The 21132-nt window shown below is 67.4% G+C and carries 19 protein-coding genes; 11 read left to right on the top strand and 8 right to left on the bottom strand.

Annotated elements, in window-relative coordinates:
• The 4 genes from ACLARN_RS27895 to ACLARN_RS27880 are packed head-to-tail and all read left to right on the top strand — an operon-like array spanning nucleotide 1 to nucleotide 5824.
• Nucleotides 1-3033: a hypothetical protein gene (locus ACLARN_RS27895; RefSeq protein ID WP_409494429.1), complete on the top strand. Its 3033-nt coding sequence runs from the start codon at nucleotides 1-3 to the stop codon at nucleotides 3031-3033.
• A 58-nt stretch (nucleotides 3034-3091) separates the two neighbouring features.
• Nucleotides 3092-3619, top strand: coding sequence for a hypothetical protein (locus ACLARN_RS27890; RefSeq protein ID WP_409494428.1), 528 nt, complete (start codon nucleotides 3092-3094; stop codon nucleotides 3617-3619).
• A gap of 9 nt (nucleotides 3620-3628) precedes the next feature.
• On the top strand, nucleotides 3629-4489 hold the full coding sequence (locus ACLARN_RS27885; protein ID WP_409494427.1) for a DUF3592 domain-containing protein: 861 nt from the start codon (nucleotides 3629-3631) through the stop codon (nucleotides 4487-4489).
• 21 nt (nucleotides 4490-4510) lie between these two features.
• A complete protein-coding gene (locus tag ACLARN_RS27880) occupies nucleotides 4511-5824 on the top strand; it encodes an MFS transporter (RefSeq protein WP_409494426.1) in 1314 nt (437 codons plus the stop codon).
• Here ACLARN_RS27880 and ACLARN_RS27875 read toward each other — a convergent pair.
• Both ACLARN_RS27875 and ACLARN_RS27870 read right to left on the bottom strand, forming a co-directional pair.
• On the bottom strand, nucleotides 5817-6632 hold the full coding sequence (locus tag ACLARN_RS27875; protein WP_409494425.1) for a hydrolase: 816 nt from the start codon (nucleotides 6630-6632) through the stop codon (nucleotides 5817-5819). The two genes, ACLARN_RS27880 and ACLARN_RS27875, sit on opposite strands and share 8 nt — an antisense overlap.
• Before the next feature lie 82 nt (nucleotides 6633-6714).
• Complete coding sequence (locus tag ACLARN_RS27870) at nucleotides 6715-7311, bottom strand: DUF6801 domain-containing protein (RefSeq protein WP_409494424.1); 597 nt, start codon at nucleotides 7309-7311, stop codon at nucleotides 6715-6717.
• A 227-nt stretch (nucleotides 7312-7538) separates the two neighbouring features.
• On the opposite strand from ACLARN_RS27870, the gene ACLARN_RS27865 reads away from it, so the two are divergent.
• Nucleotides 7539-8339, top strand: a complete 801-nt coding sequence (locus ACLARN_RS27865; RefSeq protein ID WP_409494423.1) for an adenylate/guanylate cyclase domain-containing protein — start codon at nucleotides 7539-7541, stop codon at nucleotides 8337-8339.
• On the opposite strand, the gene ACLARN_RS27860 is transcribed toward ACLARN_RS27865, so the two are convergent.
• Together ACLARN_RS27860 and ACLARN_RS27855 are read right to left on the bottom strand one after the other, a co-directional pair.
• Nucleotides 8332-9726 (bottom strand): Gfo/Idh/MocA family protein, encoded by a 1395-nt coding sequence (locus tag ACLARN_RS27860; RefSeq protein WP_409494422.1) that lies wholly within the window; start codon nucleotides 9724-9726, stop codon nucleotides 8332-8334. The genes ACLARN_RS27865 and ACLARN_RS27860 overlap by 8 nt on opposite strands.
• Nucleotides 9727-9900: 174 nt before the next feature.
• Complete coding sequence (locus ACLARN_RS27855; protein WP_409494421.1) at nucleotides 9901-10596, bottom strand: nitroreductase family protein; 696 nt, start codon at nucleotides 10594-10596, stop codon at nucleotides 9901-9903.
• Between the two features lie 269 nt (nucleotides 10597-10865).
• Between ACLARN_RS27855 and ACLARN_RS27850 the strand changes: the two genes are divergently transcribed.
• Nucleotides 10866-11585, top strand: coding sequence for a S1 family peptidase (locus ACLARN_RS27850; protein ID WP_409494420.1), 720 nt, complete (start codon nucleotides 10866-10868; stop codon nucleotides 11583-11585).
• A gap of 611 nt (nucleotides 11586-12196) precedes the next feature.
• Here ACLARN_RS27850 and ACLARN_RS27845 read toward each other — a convergent pair.
• The 3 genes from ACLARN_RS27845 to ACLARN_RS27835 are packed head-to-tail and all read right to left on the bottom strand — an operon-like array spanning nucleotide 12197 to nucleotide 16058.
• Complete coding sequence (locus tag ACLARN_RS27845) at nucleotides 12197-14197, bottom strand: hypothetical protein (protein ID WP_409494419.1); 2001 nt, start codon at nucleotides 14195-14197, stop codon at nucleotides 12197-12199.
• Complete coding sequence (locus ACLARN_RS27840) at nucleotides 14194-15330, bottom strand: purine phosphorylase (RefSeq protein WP_409494418.1); 1137 nt, start codon at nucleotides 15328-15330, stop codon at nucleotides 14194-14196. The genes ACLARN_RS27845 and ACLARN_RS27840 overlap by 4 nt, the downstream gene beginning before the upstream one ends.
• A complete protein-coding gene (locus tag ACLARN_RS27835; protein ID WP_409494494.1) occupies nucleotides 15327-16058 on the bottom strand; it encodes an NUDIX hydrolase in 732 nt (243 codons plus the stop codon). The genes ACLARN_RS27840 and ACLARN_RS27835 overlap by 4 nt, the downstream gene beginning before the upstream one ends.
• A gap of 118 nt (nucleotides 16059-16176) precedes the next feature.
• Between ACLARN_RS27835 and ACLARN_RS27830 the strand changes: the two genes are divergently transcribed.
• A complete protein-coding gene (locus ACLARN_RS27830) occupies nucleotides 16177-16542 on the top strand; it encodes a hypothetical protein (RefSeq protein WP_409494417.1) in 366 nt (121 codons plus the stop codon).
• A 17-nt stretch (nucleotides 16543-16559) separates the two neighbouring features.
• On the opposite strand, the gene ACLARN_RS27825 is transcribed toward ACLARN_RS27830, so the two are convergent.
• The gene (locus tag ACLARN_RS27825) at nucleotides 16560-17105 is read right to left on the bottom strand and encodes a CGNR zinc finger domain-containing protein (protein WP_409494416.1); all 546 of its coding nucleotides are present in this window, start codon (nucleotides 17103-17105) and stop codon (nucleotides 16560-16562) included.
• Nucleotides 17106-17169: 64 nt separating this feature from the next.
• Between ACLARN_RS27825 and ACLARN_RS27820 the strand changes: the two genes are divergently transcribed.
• The 4 genes from ACLARN_RS27820 (at nucleotide 17170) to ACLARN_RS27805 (ending at nucleotide 21124) form a co-directional block, all read left to right on the top strand.
• Nucleotides 17170-17808: a haloacid dehalogenase type II gene (locus ACLARN_RS27820; RefSeq protein WP_409494415.1), complete on the top strand. Its 639-nt coding sequence runs from the start codon at nucleotides 17170-17172 to the stop codon at nucleotides 17806-17808.
• Nucleotides 17809-17880: 72 nt separating this feature from the next.
• Nucleotides 17881-18378 carry a hypothetical protein gene (locus ACLARN_RS27815; protein WP_409494414.1) on the top strand — a complete coding sequence of 166 codons (498 nt, stop codon included), beginning with the start codon at nucleotides 17881-17883 and terminating at the stop codon, nucleotides 18376-18378.
• Nucleotides 18378-19757: a hypothetical protein gene (locus tag ACLARN_RS27810; protein ID WP_409494413.1), complete on the top strand. Its 1380-nt coding sequence runs from the start codon at nucleotides 18378-18380 to the stop codon at nucleotides 19755-19757. The genes ACLARN_RS27815 and ACLARN_RS27810 overlap by 1 nt, the downstream gene beginning before the upstream one ends.
• The gene (locus ACLARN_RS27805) at nucleotides 19754-21124 is read left to right on the top strand and encodes a VWA domain-containing protein (RefSeq protein ID WP_409494412.1); all 1371 of its coding nucleotides are present in this window, start codon (nucleotides 19754-19756) and stop codon (nucleotides 21122-21124) included. The genes ACLARN_RS27810 and ACLARN_RS27805 overlap by 4 nt, the downstream gene beginning before the upstream one ends.
• Nucleotides 21125-21132 lie beyond the last annotated feature (8 nt).

Genomic DNA, 21132 nt, shown 5'->3' with positions numbered 1-21132 from the left:
GTGCTCGTCGGCATGCCGCCGCCCCAGACCCCGCCGGACCGCCCGCTCCCACCCGAACTGAGTCCGGCGACCTCGCACGGCTACAACTGCCGTTGTGTCGCAAGGCATTTCGGTCTCGACCCGGCTCCGTACGGCGAAGTGCCCGCGTGCTCGCTCTCCGAGAACAAGTACCGCAAGCTGCTCATGGAGGCAGCCAAGGTCCAGGACCGGGCCAAGCAACTCGCCGCGGTGCGGAACGTCGCCGGCGCGCACCGGAAGTACGCGCGGATGCGGGAAATCGCGCAGAAACTCGACCGGACCGACCTCGACCTCGCCGCGGTCAGCGATCTGGCCCACGTCTGCTACTCCGCGGGCGACCTGCGCAACGCGAGGCAATGCGCCGAGGCCGTGCTCCAGGTCTTCAAGGTGAGCACCGCCGCCATCGTCCACTTCGGACAGTACGCCGAGGTGCGGATGATCGAAGGCTCCCGGGAGGTCGCCGAGCGCGTGCTCATCTCCCTGGCCACGGAGGAAGGTGACGTCGCCAAGGCACGTGAGCTGATCGCCGGGCAGCGCCGCCGGGCGGCGTTCCGCAAGGAAGCGGGGCCGGAACAGTATCCGCCCGAGTTGCTCGACGTCCACGGTTCCGACGAGATGGAACTGCGGATCTTCGACGTGCGCGTCCAGATCGCGGCCGGAGACCTGGCGGGCGCGCGGGCCGCGCTCGAAGAGATCCTGTCGGCGCTGGAGGCCATGGCGGAGATCGACGAGGTCCGCGAGCGGGCCATCCAGCAGCAGGCCATGGCCAGGGCCGAACGTGCCCGGATCCGCCACGCGGGCGGCGAGGACGCCGACGCGCGGGCCGACCTGCTGAGGCTGAGCGCTCAGCACGCGGGCGCCCCGGTGGCCGCGAAGGCCGACATCGGGCTGGCGGAGGCCCGAGCGCTGGCGGGCGACTTCCCCGGCGCGGTCGCCGCGATCGTCGCCGCCCGCGACGAACTCGCGGCGGCGGGCCTGACCGGCGACGTCGCGGAGGCGAGCCACGCGCTGGGCACGTTGCTGCTGTACACGGGCGACGTCGCGCAGGCCAGGGAACAGTTCGAGCACGCGAAAACGATCCGGACGGCCAACGGTGACGTTCCGGGCCTGCGCCTCGTCGACACCGCGTTGGCCCGCTGTGCCGCGGCGGAAGGCGACTGGGCGACGGCGGACGAATACGCGACCCGCGCCAGGGAATCGGCGCGGGCGTCGGGCGACTGGTCGGACTACCTGCACACGGATTTCGTGGCGGCCACGATCGGGTTCGCCCGCGGGGAAGACCTGCGGGCGCTGCTGGATCTGGTGCTCCCGCTGACGCTCGCGGCGGCGGAGTACCGGTTCGAGTTCAGCTCGCCACAGTCACGCACGGCCTGGGCGCGTGACATCGCGGCTCCGACGATGGGGCTGGCACTGGCGTTGCTGGCCCAGCTGAACGAACCGAGGCTGGCGGCCGAACTGATCGAGCGCACCTGCGCGGTCGGCGCGTACACGGGAGTCGAGGGGCCGTCGCTCGACCTGACCGGGACACTGCCCACCCTCGAAGTGCTCCCGTCCACTGAGGATGATCGGCTTCCCTTGGCGGCGCTGGGTTCCGTCACGTCGTCGCTTCCACTCAGGCTCGCCCCGCCACCTGCCCTGCGCTGGTCGCCGTCCTCGCCGATGGAGCTGGATCGGTGGCACCGCCTCGCCACCGAGCGGTATCGCCTGACGCGGCTGGCCACCGAAACCGTCGAGACCTGGCCTGCCGCCCAGCCCGGACGTGAGACCTTCCTCCTGCGGTTCGCCGACGCCGGGCACACCTTCCTCACCTGGCGGACCACCGAGGATCTCGACACCGTCCACACCCATCCCCTCGACTTCGCCTTGGTCGGAACGGCTCGCCAGTACCTGGACGCCGCCTCGCCGACCCCGTACGAAGGCGAGAGCGTCGCCGACGCCGTCCGGCGCTCGCTGAGCGAAGACACCTTCGGCAGCTTCGCCGGCGAACAACGCCTGGCCCGCGTTCTGTCCCTCAATCTCCTGCCCGCCGATCTGGTCGAACGGCTCCGGCGTGCCGCCGCCGGAGGAAACCGCCCGCTCCTGCGTGTCCAGCCATCGCCGAGCCTCGCCGGGGTCCCGTGGGGACTGCTGGCCCTGCCCGACCGGCGTGCCGATCACGTGCTCGACATCGGTGAGATCGGCACCTGCTTCGACAGCGACGAGCGCGTTCTCGACATCGCCGACGTCTCGCTGCTCGCCCCGGCCGGGATCCCGCGTCGTCCGCCCGCCGCCGACGGCCCGCCCGTCTACCTGCTCGATCCGCGGATCCCCGGGCAAAGCGCGTTCGGCGACCTGGGATCCGTGCTCGGCAAGCAGGACGCGACGTCACCCCTGATCCGGCATCTGGACGCGCGACTGGCCGGAGGCCCGGTCCTTCCCGCCGCCTCTCGCGGGCTCGATCTGGTCCGCCGCACCGACACCGACCGGCGTCTGCTCGCGTCCTTGTTGTCCGAGCCGTGTTCGCGACTGGTGTTCGTGGGCCACGTCAGCCGCGTCCGTGACGAGTACGGCGCGCAGACCGCGCTGCATCTGTCCTGTTCGGCCGATCTCCCCGGCACGGCCGAGCCGATCGGATCGCACCGGCCGTACACCGCCGCCGATCTGGCACTGTCCGAAGTGGACACCATGCCCGCGCGGGTGGCCTTGATCGGCTGCGCCAGCGCGAGCGACTTCGGCCTGGCGGAACCGTTCGGTGTGCTGCTCGCCGCCGTCGCGGCCGGAGCGGGACTGGTCGCCGCGACCGTCTGGGCGCTGCCGACGTCGGCCGCCGTGCCCGGCGCGGATCCGATGGCCGAACTGGTCATCGCCGTCGACACCGCGCTCGCCGGTGAGGACCCGGTCTCCGAGCTGAACGCCTGGCAGCGGTCGAAGCTCGCGCGCTGGCGCGAGAACCCCGAACCGGCCTCGTCGCCGGTCTTCTGGGCGCCCCTGACCTGCCTCGACGCGACCGACGACGGGAAAACCTGGGTTCGGTAGCAGTCGGCCCCGCCGAAGCTGTGTTCATCGAGAACGACACAGCGAAAGGCGGGACCCGATGTTCAAGAAGATCCGCGACAAGATCAACGACGCGACGCAGCAGGGCATGGCGCGGGGCGCGCAGGACTTCCAGCGGCACGCCGAGCAGTTCCGGCAGGCCGCCGCCGCGCAGGGGCACGACATCACCCCGCAGCTGCCGACGCCGCAGCTGGCCGCGCAGGCGTTCCGGAACATGAACGCCGACCCGGACATGGCCGCGTTCCTGGCGCTGCCGATGGAGGAGCAGCTGCGCCAGCAGCAGGAACTCCAGGCGTACGGCACCGAACTGCGGCGGCTCTACGACACCTGCGAGCCGGCCACCCTGGTGATCCGCGGCCTGGAGCCGACCGGCCGGAAGATCGCCGGACAGGCGCAGTACACCGCGACACTCGAGGTCACCCGCGCCGACGGCACCACCTATCAGACGGTGGCCCAGCTGATCACGCCGCTGGCGACGATCCAGCAGTACGCGCCCGGTACCCGGCACGAAGCCCGCGTCGACCCCGCCGACCCGGCGAAGGTCGCCGTCTTCGGCCCGATCGGTTAGGGAGTAGCGATGTTCGGGTCCTTCGAGTTCGGCCTGCCGGAAGACCCCCGGCAGGCCCGCCGTCCCGGCCTGCGCCTGTGGCTGCTCGGCGTGCCCACGACGCTCGCCTGGGCGGTCGTGGGCTGGTCGGGTGCCCTCGGGCTGCTGGACGGCTTCCGGCTGATGTCACTGAACCGCGTCGACGCGTGGGGGGCCGACACGGGCCCGGCGGTCTCGCTCGTCCTGTTCTTCAGCGTTTCGATCACGGTGGCGTCTTCGCTCGGGTTCGCGATGCTGTGGGGCGGCGGGATGTCGCTGCGGGGGATGGGCGTCGGATTCCGCGCGAGCAGCCTGGCCGCGTCCCTCGGTGTGGCACTGGGAAGCGGTTTCGCGATCCCGTCGTGGACGCCGCCCGAGTCGGTGGGGCAGCGGCTGCCGTCCAGCGGCGGCGCGGCCGAGCCGTGGACCGACGTCGACTGGATCGTCTACTACGAACCGTATCTCGTACCGGGGGTGGCCGGGGTGACGGCGCTGGTCATGATCATGGTGCTGGGACGGGCGTTCGTCACCAGGGCGGAGGCGGACGACCGCGCGCAGGCGCTGGCACAGACCGGCCGGCAGGTGACCGGGCACGTGATCGGCGTCGAGTTCACGAACGTCTGGGTGATGGGGAATCCGAGGTTCACCGTGCAGGTCCGGTTCCCCACGGAAACCGGGGAGCGGACGGTGGCCACGACGATGATCACGTCGCCGTTGCAGGCTCCGTCCCGCGGTTCGACGGTGAAGGTCACCTACGACCCGCGCAACCCCGACTCGGTCCAGGTCGATTCGGACCCGGCGGACAGGGCCGCGGGCGGGAACCTCGGTGCCTTCCTGCCCCCGCTGTTCTGACCGCCCTCTACACTCCCGCGGATGGACGAACAGACGGCAGAGGTGTCCACCTCTCAAGCGGTCCGCAAAGCGATGATCCGGCTGGTCCCGTTCCTCGGGCTGCTCTATCTGCTCAACTATCTCGACCGGGTCAACGTCGGGTTCGCGGCGCTCACCATGAACGCCGACCTCGGCATCAGTTCGGCCGCCTACGGGCTCGGCGCCGGCCTGTTCTTCGTCGGGTATTTCTTCTTCGAGGTGCCCAGCAACGTCATCCTGCACAAGGTCGGCGCCCGGGTCTGGATCGCGCGGATCATGGTCACCTGGGGCATCGTCGCCTCGGCCACCGCGTTCATCCAGGGCGAGGTCAGCTTCTACATCGTCCGGGTGCTGCTCGGTATCGCCGAGGCCGGGTTCTTCCCCGGCATCATCCTGTACCTGACCTATTGGTTCCCGCGTATGCAACGAGCCAAGATCGTCGCACTGTTCTTCCTCGCGGTGCCGCTCTCGTCGGTCATCGGCAGCCCGGTTTCCGCCCTGCTCATCCAGAACGGCGAAGGCGTCCTCGGCTTCGACGCGGGCTGGCGCTTCATGTTCTTCGCCGAAGGTGTGCCTTCGATCCTGCTCGGCGTGGCCGTGTTCTTCCTGCTGCCGAACCGGCCGAAGGACGCGAAATGGCTGACTCCGGTGCAGCGCACGTCGTTGCAGTCGGCCATCGACGCGGAGGACACCCGCGAGGTCGGCAAGGAGGTGAGCACGCGATCGGCGCTGACCGATCCGCGCGTGCTCGCGCTGAGCGCCGTCTACTTCGGAATCATCTTCGGCCTCTACGTGCTCGCGTTCTTCCTCCCTCAGGTGGTCAAGGGCTTCCAGCAGCAGTTCCAGACCACGTACAGCGTCGTGGAGATCGGGCTCATCACGGCGATTCCCTACGCCGTGGCCGCCGTGGCCATGGTGCTCTGGGCACGTCATTCGGACCGCACCGGCGAACGGGCGGGGCATGTCGCCATCGCCGCGTTCGTCGGCGCGGTCTCGATCGCCGTCGCGCTGTACCTGGGTTCACCACTGCTGGTGATGATCGCGGTGACGCTCTGTGCGATCGGCGTGTTCACCGCGATCCCGGTGTTCTGGCAGCTTCCCAACGCCTTCCTCACCGGCGTCGGCGCCGCCGCCGGAATCGGCCTGATCAACTCGTTCGGCAACCTGTCGGGCTTCGTCGGCCCCTATCTCACTGGCTGGCTACAGGGTTTGACCGGCAGCTTCCGTGCCGGGATGTGGGCCGTCGCGTTCTTCATGGCGATGGCGGGCTTCATCGCGTTGTCCTTCCGCAACAAGGAGAAGAACGCGATCAAGTGAGGTGGTCGAAGTCGCCGTTCACCCACCGGATGTGGGTTTCGGCGCTTCGGCGCACGACGGCGCGGGCGTCACGATCGATGGTGTCGCCGCCGAGGGTGTAGAGCCGGTCGTAGGGGAAGTCGTCGAGCCGGTCGACGATCCGGCGCACCACGGCGGCGGACATCGGGATGTGCTTGGGGAAGTTCCGCTGGAACGACACCCAGTTCGGCGCGAGCCCGCCGGTGATCGTGTCCCCGGCCAGGATGCTGCCGTCCGGTGTGCGGGCGACGGCGCTGCCGCGCATATGCCCGCCGAGTCGGACGAGTTCGAGGCCCGGCAAGGGTTCGGCGTGCTCGTCCCAGAACTCGAACGCCGGGTCTGGTGCGGGCAGCCACTCGCGGTTGCGTTCGTTGACCAGCACCGGGACCCCGCCGAGTGCGCGGCTCCAGCCGAGCTGGGCGCCGAACATGTGCGGATGGCTGGTGGCGATGGCGGCGACGTCGCCGAAGCCGCGCACGACGTCGAGCACCTCGTCGTCCAACCAGGACGGCGGGTCCCAGAGCAGGGTGCCCGCGGGGGTCACCGCGATGAACGACCAATGCCCGATGGCGAAATGCGGCTCTCGTTTGATGCTGTGCAAGCCGCGGCCGTGATCACGGTGCAAGGTCTTGTGCGGCGCGGAGATCAGTTCTTCGTGTGTCCACCAGCGTCCGGTGTGCGCGCCGAGGTCACCGGCTTCTTCGATGCCGACCTCGCCGCGGTCGAGAACGCACCGGGGCGGTTCGGGGGTGGCGGGATGTTCGATACCGCACCTGTCGCAAATCCACATGATCGACAGCGTGCAACCTCCAGTGCGCTGGAGGTCAAGACGCGTTTTCCCCCGGCTCGGCGAGCCGGGGGAAAACGAGTGTTCAGCTGATCGTCGTCTTGCCGAGGGTGGCGTCCTGGTTGGGCGGGTCGAGGGCGAGCTGGACGTCGAACTCGCCGAGCGAGCTGTCGGTGACGATGTGCGAGGTCGCCGCGGGGTCCACGCTGCTGGTCGCCTCACCGGCAGGGGTGCCCGCCGGGATGGTGAAGTCGACCTTGCCCGTCGCGGTGAACTTCAGCGACCCTTCGGCAGGCACCTCGGTGTCCGGGATCGGCAGCTCGATGGGGATCGCCACCTTCTGCTCGCCGAGCGCGATGTTCACCTTCGAGCTGATCGTGCCGGAGAGCTTCTTGGCGCCGACCAGCCGGAGCCCGTCGCCTGCGGCCTGGCCGGCGTCGACGTCGAGGGTGAACGGCACCGAAATCGGCTCTCCGGCCTTCGCCGCCGCCGGGATTTCGGCCTTCACGACCACCGCCACCTGCTGGTCGCCGATGATGGGGAAGCCACCCTTGTACGTGAGATTCTTTTCGACGGCGGCCGCGGTTCCCGCCGCGGTGAGCATTACGGTTCCGGCGACCACCGCGGCGATCCCGGCCGCGCAGAACCGGCGAACACCCTTTCGCACGAGGGTTTCCGTCATGTCTGGTCCTTTCGTCGTTGAATGGGCTCGGCGCCGAATGTAGGTGGAAAGTCACCAACGAGGAAAGGGAAAGATCGCTCGCGTTTTCTTTACGCGCCGATCTTGTCACGTGTATGCGGAATGGTTTGATCGTGAATTGTCACGCGAAAGCGAAAAGGGGAAATGTGGCGGCGATTCTTGTCACCCCGGTGACAGGTGCTCCGATCGCCGGGTGACCGGCTAGTGTCTTGATCGTGACCGACAGACCCGAGCCATGGCACCTCCGGACCCGCAAGTTCCTGCGGGCGACGGATCAGCGTGGCGAACTGGTGCGCGGCGCGCGGTTCCTCCGCAAGCTCGTCCCGGGGGACGACGCGCCCGGCGACCCGCTGGCGCCGTCGACGGGTCGTTCGTCCGACCGGCTCGCCCGCCTGCTCACGGAGGCAGGCGCGGACCGGCCCAGCGCCACGCGTGAGCTGGGGCTGGCCGCGGTCCAGGCCTGGCAGGCCGTCCGGCGATCCAGTGACCGGCCGTTGGCCGCGAACGGCATCACCGTGCTGTTCACCGACCTCGTCGGCTTCTCGACCTGGGCGCTGCACGCGGGTGACGACCGTGTCCTCGAACTGCTCCGCGCCGTCGCCGACGTCACCGAGTCCATCGTCACCGGGCACCGGGGGAGTGTCGTCAAAGGGCTGGGCGACGGCGTCATGGCCGTGTTCGCGGACCCGGGTGAGGCGGTGAACGCCGCCTACGAGACGTGCTCAGCCGTGAGCGTGATCAAGGCCGAGGGCTACCTGCCGCACCTGCGCGCGGGGCTGCATCGCGGGAACCCGCAGCGGGTCGGCAACGACTACCTCGGCGTCGACGTGAACATCGCCGCCCGGATCATGGCGGCCGCGGACGGCGACGAGGTGCTGGCCAGCGGAAGTGTCGTGGAAGAACTCGACGCGGACGCCGTCATCGTGCGTCCGCGCCGAAACTTCCGCGCCAAGGGCACCCCGAAGGATCTCCTGGTCTACCGCGTCATCCCTCGCTACTCGGCTACTTAGGCATGTCCGAAGGCTGAGAGTCCAGCCCCGCCCGTGGCTTCGACCAGCCGCCGCGCGTGAAGTCCGGCACCTCGACCGGCTTACCGCCGCGGGCCAGCGAGACCACGCTCAGCGGCACGGGGGAGCACCAGACCGCGGAGTCGTAGACGTCGATGTCCGGCACCAGTCCGGCGCGCATCTGCTGCACGATCCGCCACTGCAGCACGTAGTCCATGCCGCCGTGACCGCCGAGGTTCGGGTCGTCCTTGAGTTTCTTCCACAGCCAGTGGTCGTGGCGCTCGCGGTACGGTCCGAAGTCCTTCCACGCGTGACCGCTGTGGTCGGGCTCCACGTAGATGCGAGCGGGGTAGTCCTCCACGATGCCGCGGCTGCCGGCGAGGCTGTTGATGCGGCTGTACGGACGGGGCGAGCTGACGTCGTGCTCGGCGCGGATGATCCGGCCCTGCTCGGTCTCGATCAGGCAGCTCACCAGGTCGCCGTTGATGTAGGTCTCTTTCCACGACGGGTGACCCGGCGGCATGTGCCGTTTCCGGTAGTCGGCGAGCCCCTTCGGCTCGGTCGCCGTGGCGCGCAGTGTGGCGAACCGGTCGCCGCGGTTGACGTCCATGCAGGCGGCGATCGGGGCGAGACCGTGCATCGGGTAGAAACTCGCGGTGCTGCGGGTGTGCCACTTGCGGCGCCACGCGTCGGTGTAATACGTGTCGGAGAACAGCAGTTCGCGCAGGTCGTGCAGGTAGCCGCCGTGCCCGTTGGTGACCTCGCCGAAGACACCTTCGTGCGCCATCTTGAGGATGGCCAGCTCGTTGCGGCCGTAGCTGCAGTTCTCGGCGAGGAACAGGTGCTTGCGGGTCTGCTCGCTGGTGTTGACGAGGTCCCACAGCTGGTCGAGCTCGGTGGCGATGGGCAGTTCGACCCCGACGTGCTTGCCGGAAAGCAGCGCGGCCTTGCCTTGCGGGTAGTGGAACTCCCACGGCGTCGCGATGTAGACGAGGTCGATGTCGGTGCGGGAGAGCATCTTCTTGTAGGCGTCGGCGGATCCGCCGTACTCGGCAGGACGCGGTCGTCCGTCGGCGGCGAGTTTGTCCGCGGCGGCCTTCGCGCGCTCGGCACGGATGTCGCAGACCGCGGTGACCACGGCGCCCGGTACGGCGCTCCACCCGCCGATCATGGACATACCGCGGTTGCCGAGACCGATGAGCCCGATCCGGACGGTCTGGTGCCGCTCGAACGGCACCCCGATCATGCTGCGCTGACCAGGGCGGCGAGGTGAACTTTCCGCTCCGGTGGTCTCTGCGGCGTCGGCGCTCACCGGGATCGCGGCAAGCGCCCCGGCGGCGAGCGCGCCACCGAACAGGGTCCGCCGGGAAACAGAGGGCAGGTCGGCCATGAAGAACACTCCTTCGTGTCGCCTTCGGTGCCCAGACTGTGTCCAACCGCCACCAGATATGTCAAGAGATGCGTCAAAGTGAGCATTAAACTGCACTAATGCGCAGTATGGCTGTGTGGAATCGGATGTTTCGCGCAACCCGGGTGCGTGCACGCACCCGGGTCACGCGTCCGCTCAGCGGCGGATCAGCACCTGGTCGATCGACTTGCGCACAAGGTTCGGCACCACACAGTCGTCCGCCGGATACCCGACCGGGATGACGGCGAACGCCTTCTCGTTCTGCGGCCGCTCCAGTAGTTCGCCGAGGAACCGCATCGGCGACGGCGTATGCGTCAACGCGGCCAGCCCGGACAGATGCAACGCCGTGAGCAGCATTCCGACAGCGATGCCGACCGACTCGTCGACGTAGTAATGCTTGTGCTTGGTGCCGTCTTCGTCGAGGAAGTAGCGCTGCTGGAAGACCACGATGAGGTACGGGGCATCGGTGAGGTGGGTCTTGACGGCGTCGGTGCCCAGCGGGCGCAACGCGGACAGCCACTCCTCGCCGAGCCTGCCCTCGTAGGAGACACGTTCCTCCTCTTCGGCGGCCTCGCGGATGCGCTGTTTGGTCGCGGGGTCCTTGATGAGGGCGAAGGTCCAAGGCTGCTGATGCGCGCCGCTGGGCGCGGTGGCGGCCACCGCGATGGCGTCCACCAGCACCTGCTCGGGTACCGGGTCGGTCGAGAACATCCGCACGGTGCGGCGGGTGTCCATGCGGCGGCGCAGATCGGCGGCGGTGGCCAGCGATTCTTCCTCGGACAGGCGAGCGGGGCGGTAGGGCACCGGCTCGAAGGGGTCGCCGTAGGTCGGGGTCCACTGTGCTGCGGTCATGATCCCGATTGTGGCCCACCGGAGGCCCCGCCGACAGGTTATGCCCCTGGCATTATGCCGCCATCTGTCCCCAGTGGACGGACGCCGGGCAGCCCAACCGCCGGCCTGTTCCGATACCTAGAGGGCCCCTTAGCGGTCGCCGCCGCGAAGAGATAGGTACCTACTGCACGACTTTCGTCGGTGTCCGATTTCTCTTGCCGCGTCCCAGAATCAGCACACCCGTCCCTATCGCGCGGCTGAACCCCGGGCCGCAGAAATGAGCCGGAACCATGCGACTGCGCTCCTTCGCCCTGATCGCCGGCACCGCCTTTGCGGCGTTGCTCGGCGTGACCGCCCCCGTGGCGTCCGCCGCGGAACCGTCCTCCGATGTCCAGCCGATGATCATCGGCGGCCAAAACGCGTCGAGCGGCCCTTGGGCGGCCAGACTCTTCGCCAATGGCCGTCAGACCTGTACCTCGACGATCATCGCGCCGCAGTACATCCTGACCGCGAAACACTGCGTGGCCAGCAGCGGCACGTTCACCTTCCGGATCGGCAGCCTCGACCAGCAGAGCGGCGGCACCATGGCCACCGGCTCGACCGTGACCCGGCACGCGAGCGCGGACCTCGCGATCGTGCGCCTCACCGCGCCGGTGACCGCGACGTACTCGCCGCTGGGCACCACCGCCAACGTCTCCGTCGGGCAGACCGTGCAGGTCTACGGCTGGGGCGCGACCAGCCAGTGCGGCTCGGAGATCAACTGCCAGTCGCGCTACCTGAAGGTCGCCAACGTCTCGGTCACGTCGGTCTCCTGCCGTGACTACAACGGTGGCATCGCGGTGTGCGCGCGCCGCGGCGACGGCATCACCGCCGGTGGGGACTCGGGTGGCCCGATGTTCGCTTCCGGCCGCCAGGTCGGCGTCGCGTCGACCAGTGACCGGCAGACGACCACGGCGTACACGAACATCACGCGGTACCGGCCCTGGATTCAGCAGGTGGCCGGGGTCTGACGCTTGGGTTACAGCGGAGCCCTTCTCGGCGTTTGCTGGGGAGGGCTCCGCGTTGCGTTTGGCTCAGGGTGTGATGGCCAAGGCCATTTGGTGGCCGTACTTGACGTGCTTTGGTGAGTCGGGGTTCAAGTCCCCCTCGGACACGGATACACAGGAAATCGACCCGTACTCATCACTGTCTGGCGGCGCCAAGGTCCCGATTGCTTCCAGATGGGTCAGATCGGCAACGGGAGCCGTGCGGCGAGGACGCAGCTTACACCTCGAATCTTGCGCGGTCAGCTTTGGTGCGTAGTGTGACTCCGGTTCAGCTGCAGGTAGTGACGAAGTAGCCCAGCTGGCTTCACACCGCGCTTCAAACAATTCCCCGTAAGCCAACTGTGCGGATCGAGACCGGTCTCGATCCGCACTCGTCGTTTCCGGGCGCTAGGGAGCGTGCGGCCGGACCTGCCTATGCGCCTCCGCCTCCCCTCCAGTGTCGGCGGTGGCCAGCAGCTCTCGGATGTCTCCGAGTCGTCCGGTAAGGACGCGGGTCTGGTCCCTGCGTCTATTGTCGCGCTGGCTGTCGGGGAGGTGATCTTCGTTGTCCATGGTGGGGATGTGTTCGGTGCCGTTCAGTGCTCGGCAGGTTCCGGGCGGTTGAGCTCGTCCATGAGGCCCTTGATGGGCTTGGCGAGGTATGGGTCACGTTCGATCCACCGTTTCCCTTCCGCGGCGATGCCTTCAAGGATGTGGAGGGTGTGGGTGAACCCGGTGACGTCGAGGTTCATCTGTGCCACTTTTTTGGGGTTCTCGTCGGGGGCGGACTGGTCGCCGGTGGGGTCGATGACATGGATGCTACGGGGCTCTCCGTTCATGAGGGTGAGCTCAAGGTCGCAGCTGAGGTCGGTCGGTGTTGCCACGTAGACCGAGGAGACGGCGTCGAAGCGGAAGTTGTTGCGTTCGATGTCGGTAAGAGTAATGCGCTCGAAGTTGATCGTGGTTCCTAGCTCGCGCACCCCGTCGAGGGTGATCAGAAAAAGTCTGATGTCGTACTTCGCGTACCGCCGCGGGCCACCGCGGACTCGTGCGTGTTTGCTGTCCTTGCCCGGCGTTTGCAGGAGTGCGTGGGTGAGAACGTCACGCCAGGCAAGGCGGTAGTGGTTCAGGGCACGTGCCACGCCGATTGTCTTGTCGGCGGACAGCCAATTTTCCATTTCGGTTTCCGATGGTCTGGTCGCGTCCAGTTTGTCTTTCCAGCGCTGGAACTCGTCCTGGCGCGCCTTCTGTACTCGCTCGTAGTCGAGCTGATCTTCGGTGGCACGGCGACGTTCGTGGATGAGGTTCGACCAGCCGCGGAGCGCGTGGAACGCCCCAATGAGCATGACAAGTGTCGAGGCTGCAGTGGCCAGGACATCACTCTCGAGTGTCGTCGCGATGGCGTTTGAGGCGAGGCCGAGGAAGGCCATTGTGGACAGTATGCAGACCACCTTCGTGAGCGCGGGAACCCGAAATCGGTCGCGGTATTCGTACAGCTTCCCGTCATGCCACTTATCGCGCACATCCCGCGCGAGGAAGCGGACGATCCACTTGACCTTGCCGGCGGGGATCCGGCTTTCCCGGTACAGATCGACGATCTCGTTACGGAGCCACGACCGGATACCCGCGGTTGTTCTCGTCCAGGTGACAGGGTCCATGTCCTTGGGCGGGTATCGATCGAAGTAGTACTCGAATTGCCTGGTCACGCTGGCGGCGAAGCCTTTGTCCATGGATTCCGTGTTCCCGCTCCGTCCCGCGTATCGCAGGTCGTGTTCGGCGAGGCGCCCACGAAGGTAGCGCCACTGGAACCCGCTTCGGATCGCAAGGCACACTACGGCCATCGCGAGTAGATATGTCAGCATCGGCAGCGGTCGACCGGTCAAGATGACCACTTTCGCCAGGTGGCCTGCGCCGATGGCCACCGCTACGGTGGCGAACCCGGTGATGACGCGATCGCGTCTCGTGGTCGAGGCGGGCCTCGGTTGTCGGGTCCGAGGCCCGCTCGGGTACGGCTCAAAGTAGGCCCAAACGCGATTCGATCGGTCGAAGCTTGTGCGTGTTTCTTCAGCCTGCCGGAGGATGTCTGCCCAGAAGAGGTCTCGCATGCTGCCGGTGAGCACCAGATCCAAGTGGTGGGTGATTTGCTCACGTCGTGGTGTCGGCAGGTTCGACAGTTGCGTGAGTGCCCGTTCAGGGTTCTTCTCGGTGTCTCCTAGGTATTCGAGCAGAGCGTGTAATGCCGTGAGCGACTGCGCCCACTCGCTGACTGAAGCATCTGTAATTCGCTGTGTTTCGGATGCCAGACGCTCACGTTCGTCCGTGCTGAGGTCACGATAGGACCGCTTGCTGAGCATCGCTAGTACCCAGTGGAAGCGGACTTCGACGTTGTCGTATCCGTGGGCGCGTGCTTCGTCGATGAGTTCGCGAGCGCGAGTCGGGACGCCGTCCCGCAGATATGCGATACCGATCTTGTACTTCTCCTCGGGCGAAGCGTCGGGTTGCATCAGGTAGACGTTCGAGTCGTGGATTTCGCCGGCTTGCATGCCGACCGTCGAGCCGGTTTCAGCTGTGAACGTGGAGTGTTCTGGTGGGATCACAGCAATCCCTTCGCCGCGGCTACGAGCGCGGCGATCTTCGCTGCGGGCCCGGCAAGGTCGGCGATCAGCCCGCCGAGCCGCTTGAGCGCCAGCATGAAAGTCTTCTTGCCCTCTGGAGTGTCGGACGCGAGCGCCTTGTCGGCGATGTCGAGCTGACTCCGGGCGTCTTCGTAAGTGTCGTCGTCGAGCTGTCCTTGTGAGTGCTCCCAATCGAGATCGCGGCGCAGGCGCGACAACTCGGTCGCGAAGTCGGGAGCATTCTCAGGGTGAGAGGATACGTTCTGCACCACTGTGCTCCCGGTGATGCTTCCGGCCTGCATCCCGATCGTGCCGGACCCAGTGATATGGACGGTGCGTTGCCCGCTTGAGGCGTTCGAGTTGCGCATAGTGAGGCGTTCTCCTTCTCTGGTCAGTTCGGTGGCGAGGTGGGTCGCGAACGCAGCGGCGTTCGCGGCGGCCCGTGGCTGCCAGTTCTGGTCCGCCGTGGAGTTCTTCGTTCCGTCAGCCTGGTCACTGATGCCGCGCACGATCGCGACCTGGGTGCCGCTGAGGTGTCCGGCCTGCGCGACGCCTGCGGCCTCCATCTCGATCGCGAGTGCGTCGTTGAAGTGGTCACGAATCCATCGTGCCTCGGTGGAGATGGTCGAGTTGTGAACGATCTCACCGGCGGCGATCAGACCGAAATGGGCGTTCGTGCCGTCAGGGACGTCCCGTTTCCACGTGCCGGCACGCCCGACGTGCTGTGCGATCTGGGCCACCTCGTGCGAGGTTTCCCACGTCCTGGGGCGTGCCTTGAGGCCGTCGTCCTGGCTTGTGCCGCCGTGGTATGCGTAGACGTGGGTCGCGAAGACGACGTCGCCGAGTGGGGTGCCCCACAGGGCGCCGGCGACACCGACGAACATCAGTGCAGTCGGGGAGAAGTGGGAGATGGCGCGTTCGGCCAGTACTGCGGCAGAGTGGTTTCCTTTACCGGTAAGGCCTAGCGCGACGCGGCACGATGTACCGCGAACGGTGCCGACTTCGAAATGGGTACCGCGTTCGTGCCGGTCCGGTCGCAGGTCTTCCAACCGGTTCCGAACCGCCTCGTACTCAGGATTCAAGGCGGTCAGCATCACCACCAGGTCGTCGGTCATGTGGTCCCCTCTCGTATTGTCGTCGTACTGGGTCGTGCCAGCGGTGGGTGAAGTGTCGCGCGATCGCCGGCTTTGAAGAGTCGGGCGGGACGTCCTTTGCCGACACGGCGTTCGGCGCCGGCAGGCACAATGAAGCCAGTGACGGCCTGGACTTTTCGGTAGAAGTTCCGCAGGTCGAGCGGGTATCCCCATACGGCTTCGTAGACCTGCTGCAGTTCGTGGATGGTGAAGGTCTCCTGGCAAAAAGCCGTTGCGAGTGCCGAGTGTTCGAGTTTCGACCCGGCTCGTTCCAGTCCGTCAGCGAGGATCTCGCCGTGGTCGAACGCCAGCCGAACTCGCCCACTCAGGATGTCCGGCACCGGCGTCCATGCCGCGTGGGCGGCGTCAGTGCCTGCCAGCGGTTCCGGGAGACCGGGAGCAATGGCCAGGTACGCCACTGAAATCACACGTCCGCGAGGATCCCGCTCCGGTGTTCCATAGGCGCCCAGTTGTTCCAAATGCAGGTGCGACGCATCGAGATTCGCCTCTTCTCGTAGCTCGCGATGGGCTGCGGCGAGCACGTCTTCGCGGTCGTTTTCCAAGAATCCGCCTGGCAGTGCCCAAGCACCCCGAAAAGGCTCGATTCCCCGTTCGATGAGCAGCACGTGGAGTACCGATTCCCGCAGGGTGAAGATCACCAGGTCGACGGCCAACAGCACCGGCGGGGGAGTCCAATCGTCATCTGGCATGCCCCTGACCATACTTACTGTCAGATAGACAGTAAAGGTCGCATTCGGGTGGTCTGCGGCCGCGACACGTGTCGACGGGTTCGCGTGACGACACGTTCCCGTCCATAGGCTGCTCTGCATGGGTGCCCTCGAGTGTCATCGCATCCTCGGTGACCGGCCGCGGCCCTTCAATCCGTGGAAGTCGGTGGGTGACGCCATCCCGTCCGTGGTGGCGACCGGCGTCGCCGTTGTCGTCGCCGCTCTTATCGCACTGGGCCTCGGCCTGCTCCTTCGCTCGACGACGGGAATCCTGGTCACCCTCGGTGCCGTCCTGCTGGCGATCCCGATTTGCGCGCACTTTCTCCCGTCACCGCCCGGAGAACACGTCGCCTCGTTCATGCCGTCGAATCTGCCGCCCCAGCTGACAGGGACGAACGACGCATACGTTCTTTCGTCGATCGGTGCGGTGCTGACGATGAGCTCGTACTTCGCCCTGTCGCGCTGACCGCCGGAGTGGTCGCCTCAAGCGTCGTGACGCTTGATGCGTGCCCGGTGGTTGGCCACGTTGACGCGGTTCCCGCATAACCCCGGCATGCAGTATCGCCTCCGCCCAGGCCGCGTGGTGTCGATGAACGCGCCTTGACAGGTAGGTGCTGCACACGCGCGGAACCGTTCCGTGCCGAGAGTCTGGACGACGCCGAGGATGCCGACGCCGCAGATCAGGGACAGTGCATCCGTGACTGTCGCGCGAGGGCGAAGCGAAACGGCCCACCGTGCGCTGTCGGTCAGGGTGACTTGAGCGGCCTGCGAGGTGAGAGCGGATGCGTCGGGGATGACGTGCTTCTGGTCCGGGTGATCGATCAAGTTCCGCACCGTGGCGCGCAGCCGATGGACGGCCCGCAGATCACCGGGCCGGGCGGGCTCGGGCAGAGAGTGAAGGTCGGCGAAGGCGGCGAGAGACGCGAGATCGGGTAGGTGGTCTTCGCCGTGCCAGACCTCCGGCGCGGTGTTGACCAGCTCAGTAGCGACGCCCGCCGCCCAGACGTAATCGTCCAACACTACTTGCATCCCTTACCAACCTCTCGTACGTTCATGGCTAAACGCTACTTTAACCCTTACCTGGAGGTTGCTCGTGGAGATCGACGCGTTGGTGTTCGACATACTCGGCACGCTCGTCGACGAGCCCGCTGGGATTCGTGCGGCGGTCCGGCAAGCCGCACCGGACGCCGACGCGGATGAGTTGGTCGACCGATGGCTGGGCCACGTCGCAACCGAGCAGCAGCGCATCGTCGCAGGGGAGAGGCCGTACGTCGCGAGTGACGTCCTCGACCGCGAAGCAGCCCTAACAGACGCGCTCGCGACAGCGGGCCGAAGGATGCCGCCCTGGCCTGACACGGTCGAAGGACTAACGAGGCTTGCCGATCAGTACCCGCTCATCGGCCTCTCCAACGCCAGCCGGACGACCCTGCTCCGGATGAACGCCCACGCGGGCCTCCGCTGGCATCAGGCGCTCTCGGCCGAGGAGGTGCAGAGCTACAAGCCGGATCCGGCCGTCTACGAACTGGCCGTCAAGGTGTCCGGCGCACCGCCGGAGCGGCTGCTGATGGTCGCCGCCCACGCGTGGGACCTGAGGGGAGCGCAGAGCGTCGGTCTCCGGACCGCTTACGTCGCCAGGCCCGCCGGGGACCCTCCATCGGCGACCGACCGGTTCGACTTCTATGCCGACGGCCTCGCCGATCTGGCCGTTCAGCTCGCAAAACATCGAATGTGATCAGAACTGTCGGTGCCTCCCGCTAGGTTCTTCCCAGTCCCCACCGAGGCACCCTCGCAAGGAGAAGATGCGTTGTCAGACTGGGAAAGAGCGAGTACGGCCCGGGTGTTGCCACCTGCCCGCCCGCGCAAGCTCGCGAAGGTCCCGTTCGTCGAACTGGCCGACGGACGGGTGCAGGGCGTGGTGTCCAGCGGATCGGACATCGGGCGGGTGTACGTCTCGTCGGTCGCGGCGAGCACGTATGAGTTCGCCTGTAGTACCAACAACAACCGGCCCTGCGGCGGGGCGCGGGGCATGTTCTGTAACCACATCCTCGCCTTGCTCAACGAATCCGTCCTTCAGTACGGCGCCGAGCGTGTCGCGCGCTATTTGCGCGTTGAGCCTGACGAACTGACGGGCCAGGCCATTTCGCAGACCATGAGCGCGACCCGGCCGTCGCAAGGGGACAACACCGCCGCGGCGTCCGTGTTCAGCCAATTCCTGCGGCACCTGGCATACCTGGAGTTCGAGCCGTCGACCGCTCCGGTGCCGGAACTGCAGTGGTTCCCGCCGACCAGGACGGTGGCGTGATGCGCACCGACCTGCTCACCGACCCCATCGCCGGGCTCGACGAGGCGTTGGCGGCCGTCGACGCCTTCGACCAAGTACTTGTCTCGGGACTGCTTCGTCCCCAGCAGATCACCGGTTTGACCGAGCTGACTGACGCTGTCGCGGGGTCGCCGCTGGCGGCGCGGGTCGCCGAGGCCGCGGAGAAGACCGCGGCCGGGGCGGCGGGGGAGGAACACTTCGTTTCCCTTGCCGCAGTGAGGATCGCGGTGTTCGGCTCGGTGCACGACGCCCTTGTCGCCCGGGCCGGCGAGGCCACTGGTCGGTCGTATGGAGAGGAAGCCGTCCAAAGAGCCGCCGAGACGGAATCGCCGAATCTGCTGGCCGCCGCTCGTTCGTGGCTGTCCGATCTGGCCCGTGCCGGATGGCAGGGTATCGACCACGACCTGATTTCGGCCTCGGCGCCGGTGATCTCCGCGCTGCTCGCGGAACCGGGTCTGCGCCGGCTGGCGGTCCTTCTCGACGGCTTCGCGGCCGAGCTCGCGGCGTCCTGTCCTGGTGCGGCGCTGGAGCGCGTCCCCGTCCGGCGCTGGGGTGACCTGTGGTCGCGCGGGATGCTGCTGACCGTGCCCGGCGTGGTGGCGACGCCCGCGATCGGCACTCTTACCGGCCGCCTGCTGCCGCTCGGGGTCGACCTGCTGGAACATGCGACGGCCGCGCAGGCGCAGGTCCACGCGGTGTTCGAACCGGACGACGGCACCTCGCCACGTCTCGTGCGCGCGAGCGTGACCGTGCCGAAGCCGGACACGATCATCGGGGCCGGGATCTGGCAACTGCTGCGCCCGCATCTGTCCCTGCTCGCGGCGGTCGGCGAGGGGCGCTCGATGGACCTCGTCGACATGCCGGTGACCGCGGAAGGCGACCTTCTCTGGCAGGACGAGCTCGCCCGTCTTGGCGAGCCCGCGGACGCTTTCGCCACCGCGCGTGTCGTCCTGCCGAAGGCCATCACACCGCCGGTCGCGCCCCTGGACCGCCATCCGGCGCGTATCGCCGTCCCCGTCTTCCTGGAGGGCTACAGCACTGAAGGCGACGAAGACGCGCTCACGTTCACCTTTGCCGGGAACCACCTCGCTGTCGAGACGGATCGCATCCCTGCCGCCGGTCCGCTGACCCCGAAGGCGGTCGCGAGTTCCAGTGCGTGTGTCGGCCTGCTCCGATGGGACGGCGGTTTCCGGCTCCAGCCGCTCGCCGTGGAGACCACCGTGCGCAAGAAGACCACCGGCGTGCATGCCGGGGCGTGGGCCGGGGGCACCACGGACAAGGTCGGGGTGAAAGCCGAGAAGGCGGCCACCGACGCCGCGGCCGTGCTGCGCGAGCGTGCCGGAAGGCTGTTGCGGAAATGACCGAACCCGAGGACAACCGCCGCCAGGTCCTGTACTGGCGGCTGCTCGCCCGGCTCTTCGACAACGACGAGCAGGCCGCGCTCGAATCGGCGAGTGTGGCCGTGGTCGAGGACATCGGCCTGCCGTCCGCGTTGCTGGACCCGAACGTCGCCGTCGGCTCGATCGTCCAGCGTCATCCTGAGCTGGCCGCCGAGTTCGATGGGCTGATGGTTCCCGAAGCGGAGGACAGCCGGGACAAGGCCGCGGAAGTACGGCGCGCGGCGCTGGTGTCGAAGGTGCTCCTCAACGTCTTCGCCGCCGCACCCCATACGGTGACGGCGGGGCAGCTGTCCTCCTGGCAGGCCGACGCGGGCTGGCTCGAGCGCTCGCTGGGGTGCCGTCCGGGTGAACTGCGCGGCGGTCGTCCCGGCGGAGCACCGACCGGGCTCGGCGGCACCGGCGGGGGCGGGGCGCCCGACTTGAGCACGCTGCTCCCGGCGATCGGCCCGGAACTCGGCGCCATCGAGGCGGACCTCGTCAAGCGGATGCATCTGCGTGAGGTCCTCGCCGATCCGGCGCTCGCGGCGAAGCTGAGCCCGAGCATGTCGCTCATCGAACAGTTGCTGCGGGACAAGGACAACCTGTCCGGAGTGGCGTTGGCCAACGCCAAGTCGCTAATCCGCCGCTACGTCGACGAGATCGCGGAAGTCCTGCGGACCCAGGTCGAGAAGGCCTCGACGGGCAAGGTGGACCGCTCGGTCCCGCCCAAGCGCGTGTTCCGCAACCTCGACCTCGATCGCACCATCTGGAAGAACCTCACCAACTGGAGTCCGGAAGAGGAACGGCTCTACGTCGATCGCCTCTACTACAAGCAGACCGCGAAGAAGACCACGCCGCAGCGGCTCATCGCGGTCGTCGACCAGTCCGGTTCCATGGTCGACTCGATGGTCAACTGCGCCGTGCTGGCCTCGATCTTCGCCGGACTGCCCAAAGTGGACGTTCATCTGATCGCCTACGACACCCAGGCACTCGACCTCACGCCGTGGGTGCACGATCCCTTCGAAACCCTGCTGCGCACCAACCTCGGCGGCGGCAACGACGGCATGGTCGCGATGGCGCTCACCCAGCCGAAGATCGCCGAACCCGCCAACACCGTGGTGGTGTGGATCTCCGACTTCTACGAGACCCGCGTCGAGCAGCTCTTCGAAAGCATGGCCGCGATCCACCGATCCGGGGCGAAGTTCATCCCGGTCGGCTCGGTCACCAGTGCCGGCCGGGGCAGCGTGAACCCGTGGTTCCGCGAGCGCTTCAAGGACCTCGGCACCCCGGTGATCTCCGGCCACATCACCAAGCTCGTCCACGAACTCAAGACCTTCCTCACCTCCTGAACTTCTCG

The sequence above is a fragment of the Amycolatopsis sp. cmx-11-12 genome, from assembly GCF_046269425.1.
In the GTDB taxonomy this organism is placed as follows: domain Bacteria; phylum Actinomycetota; class Actinomycetes; order Mycobacteriales; family Pseudonocardiaceae; genus Amycolatopsis.
This window is presented reverse-complemented; position numbering and strand designations above follow the sequence as displayed.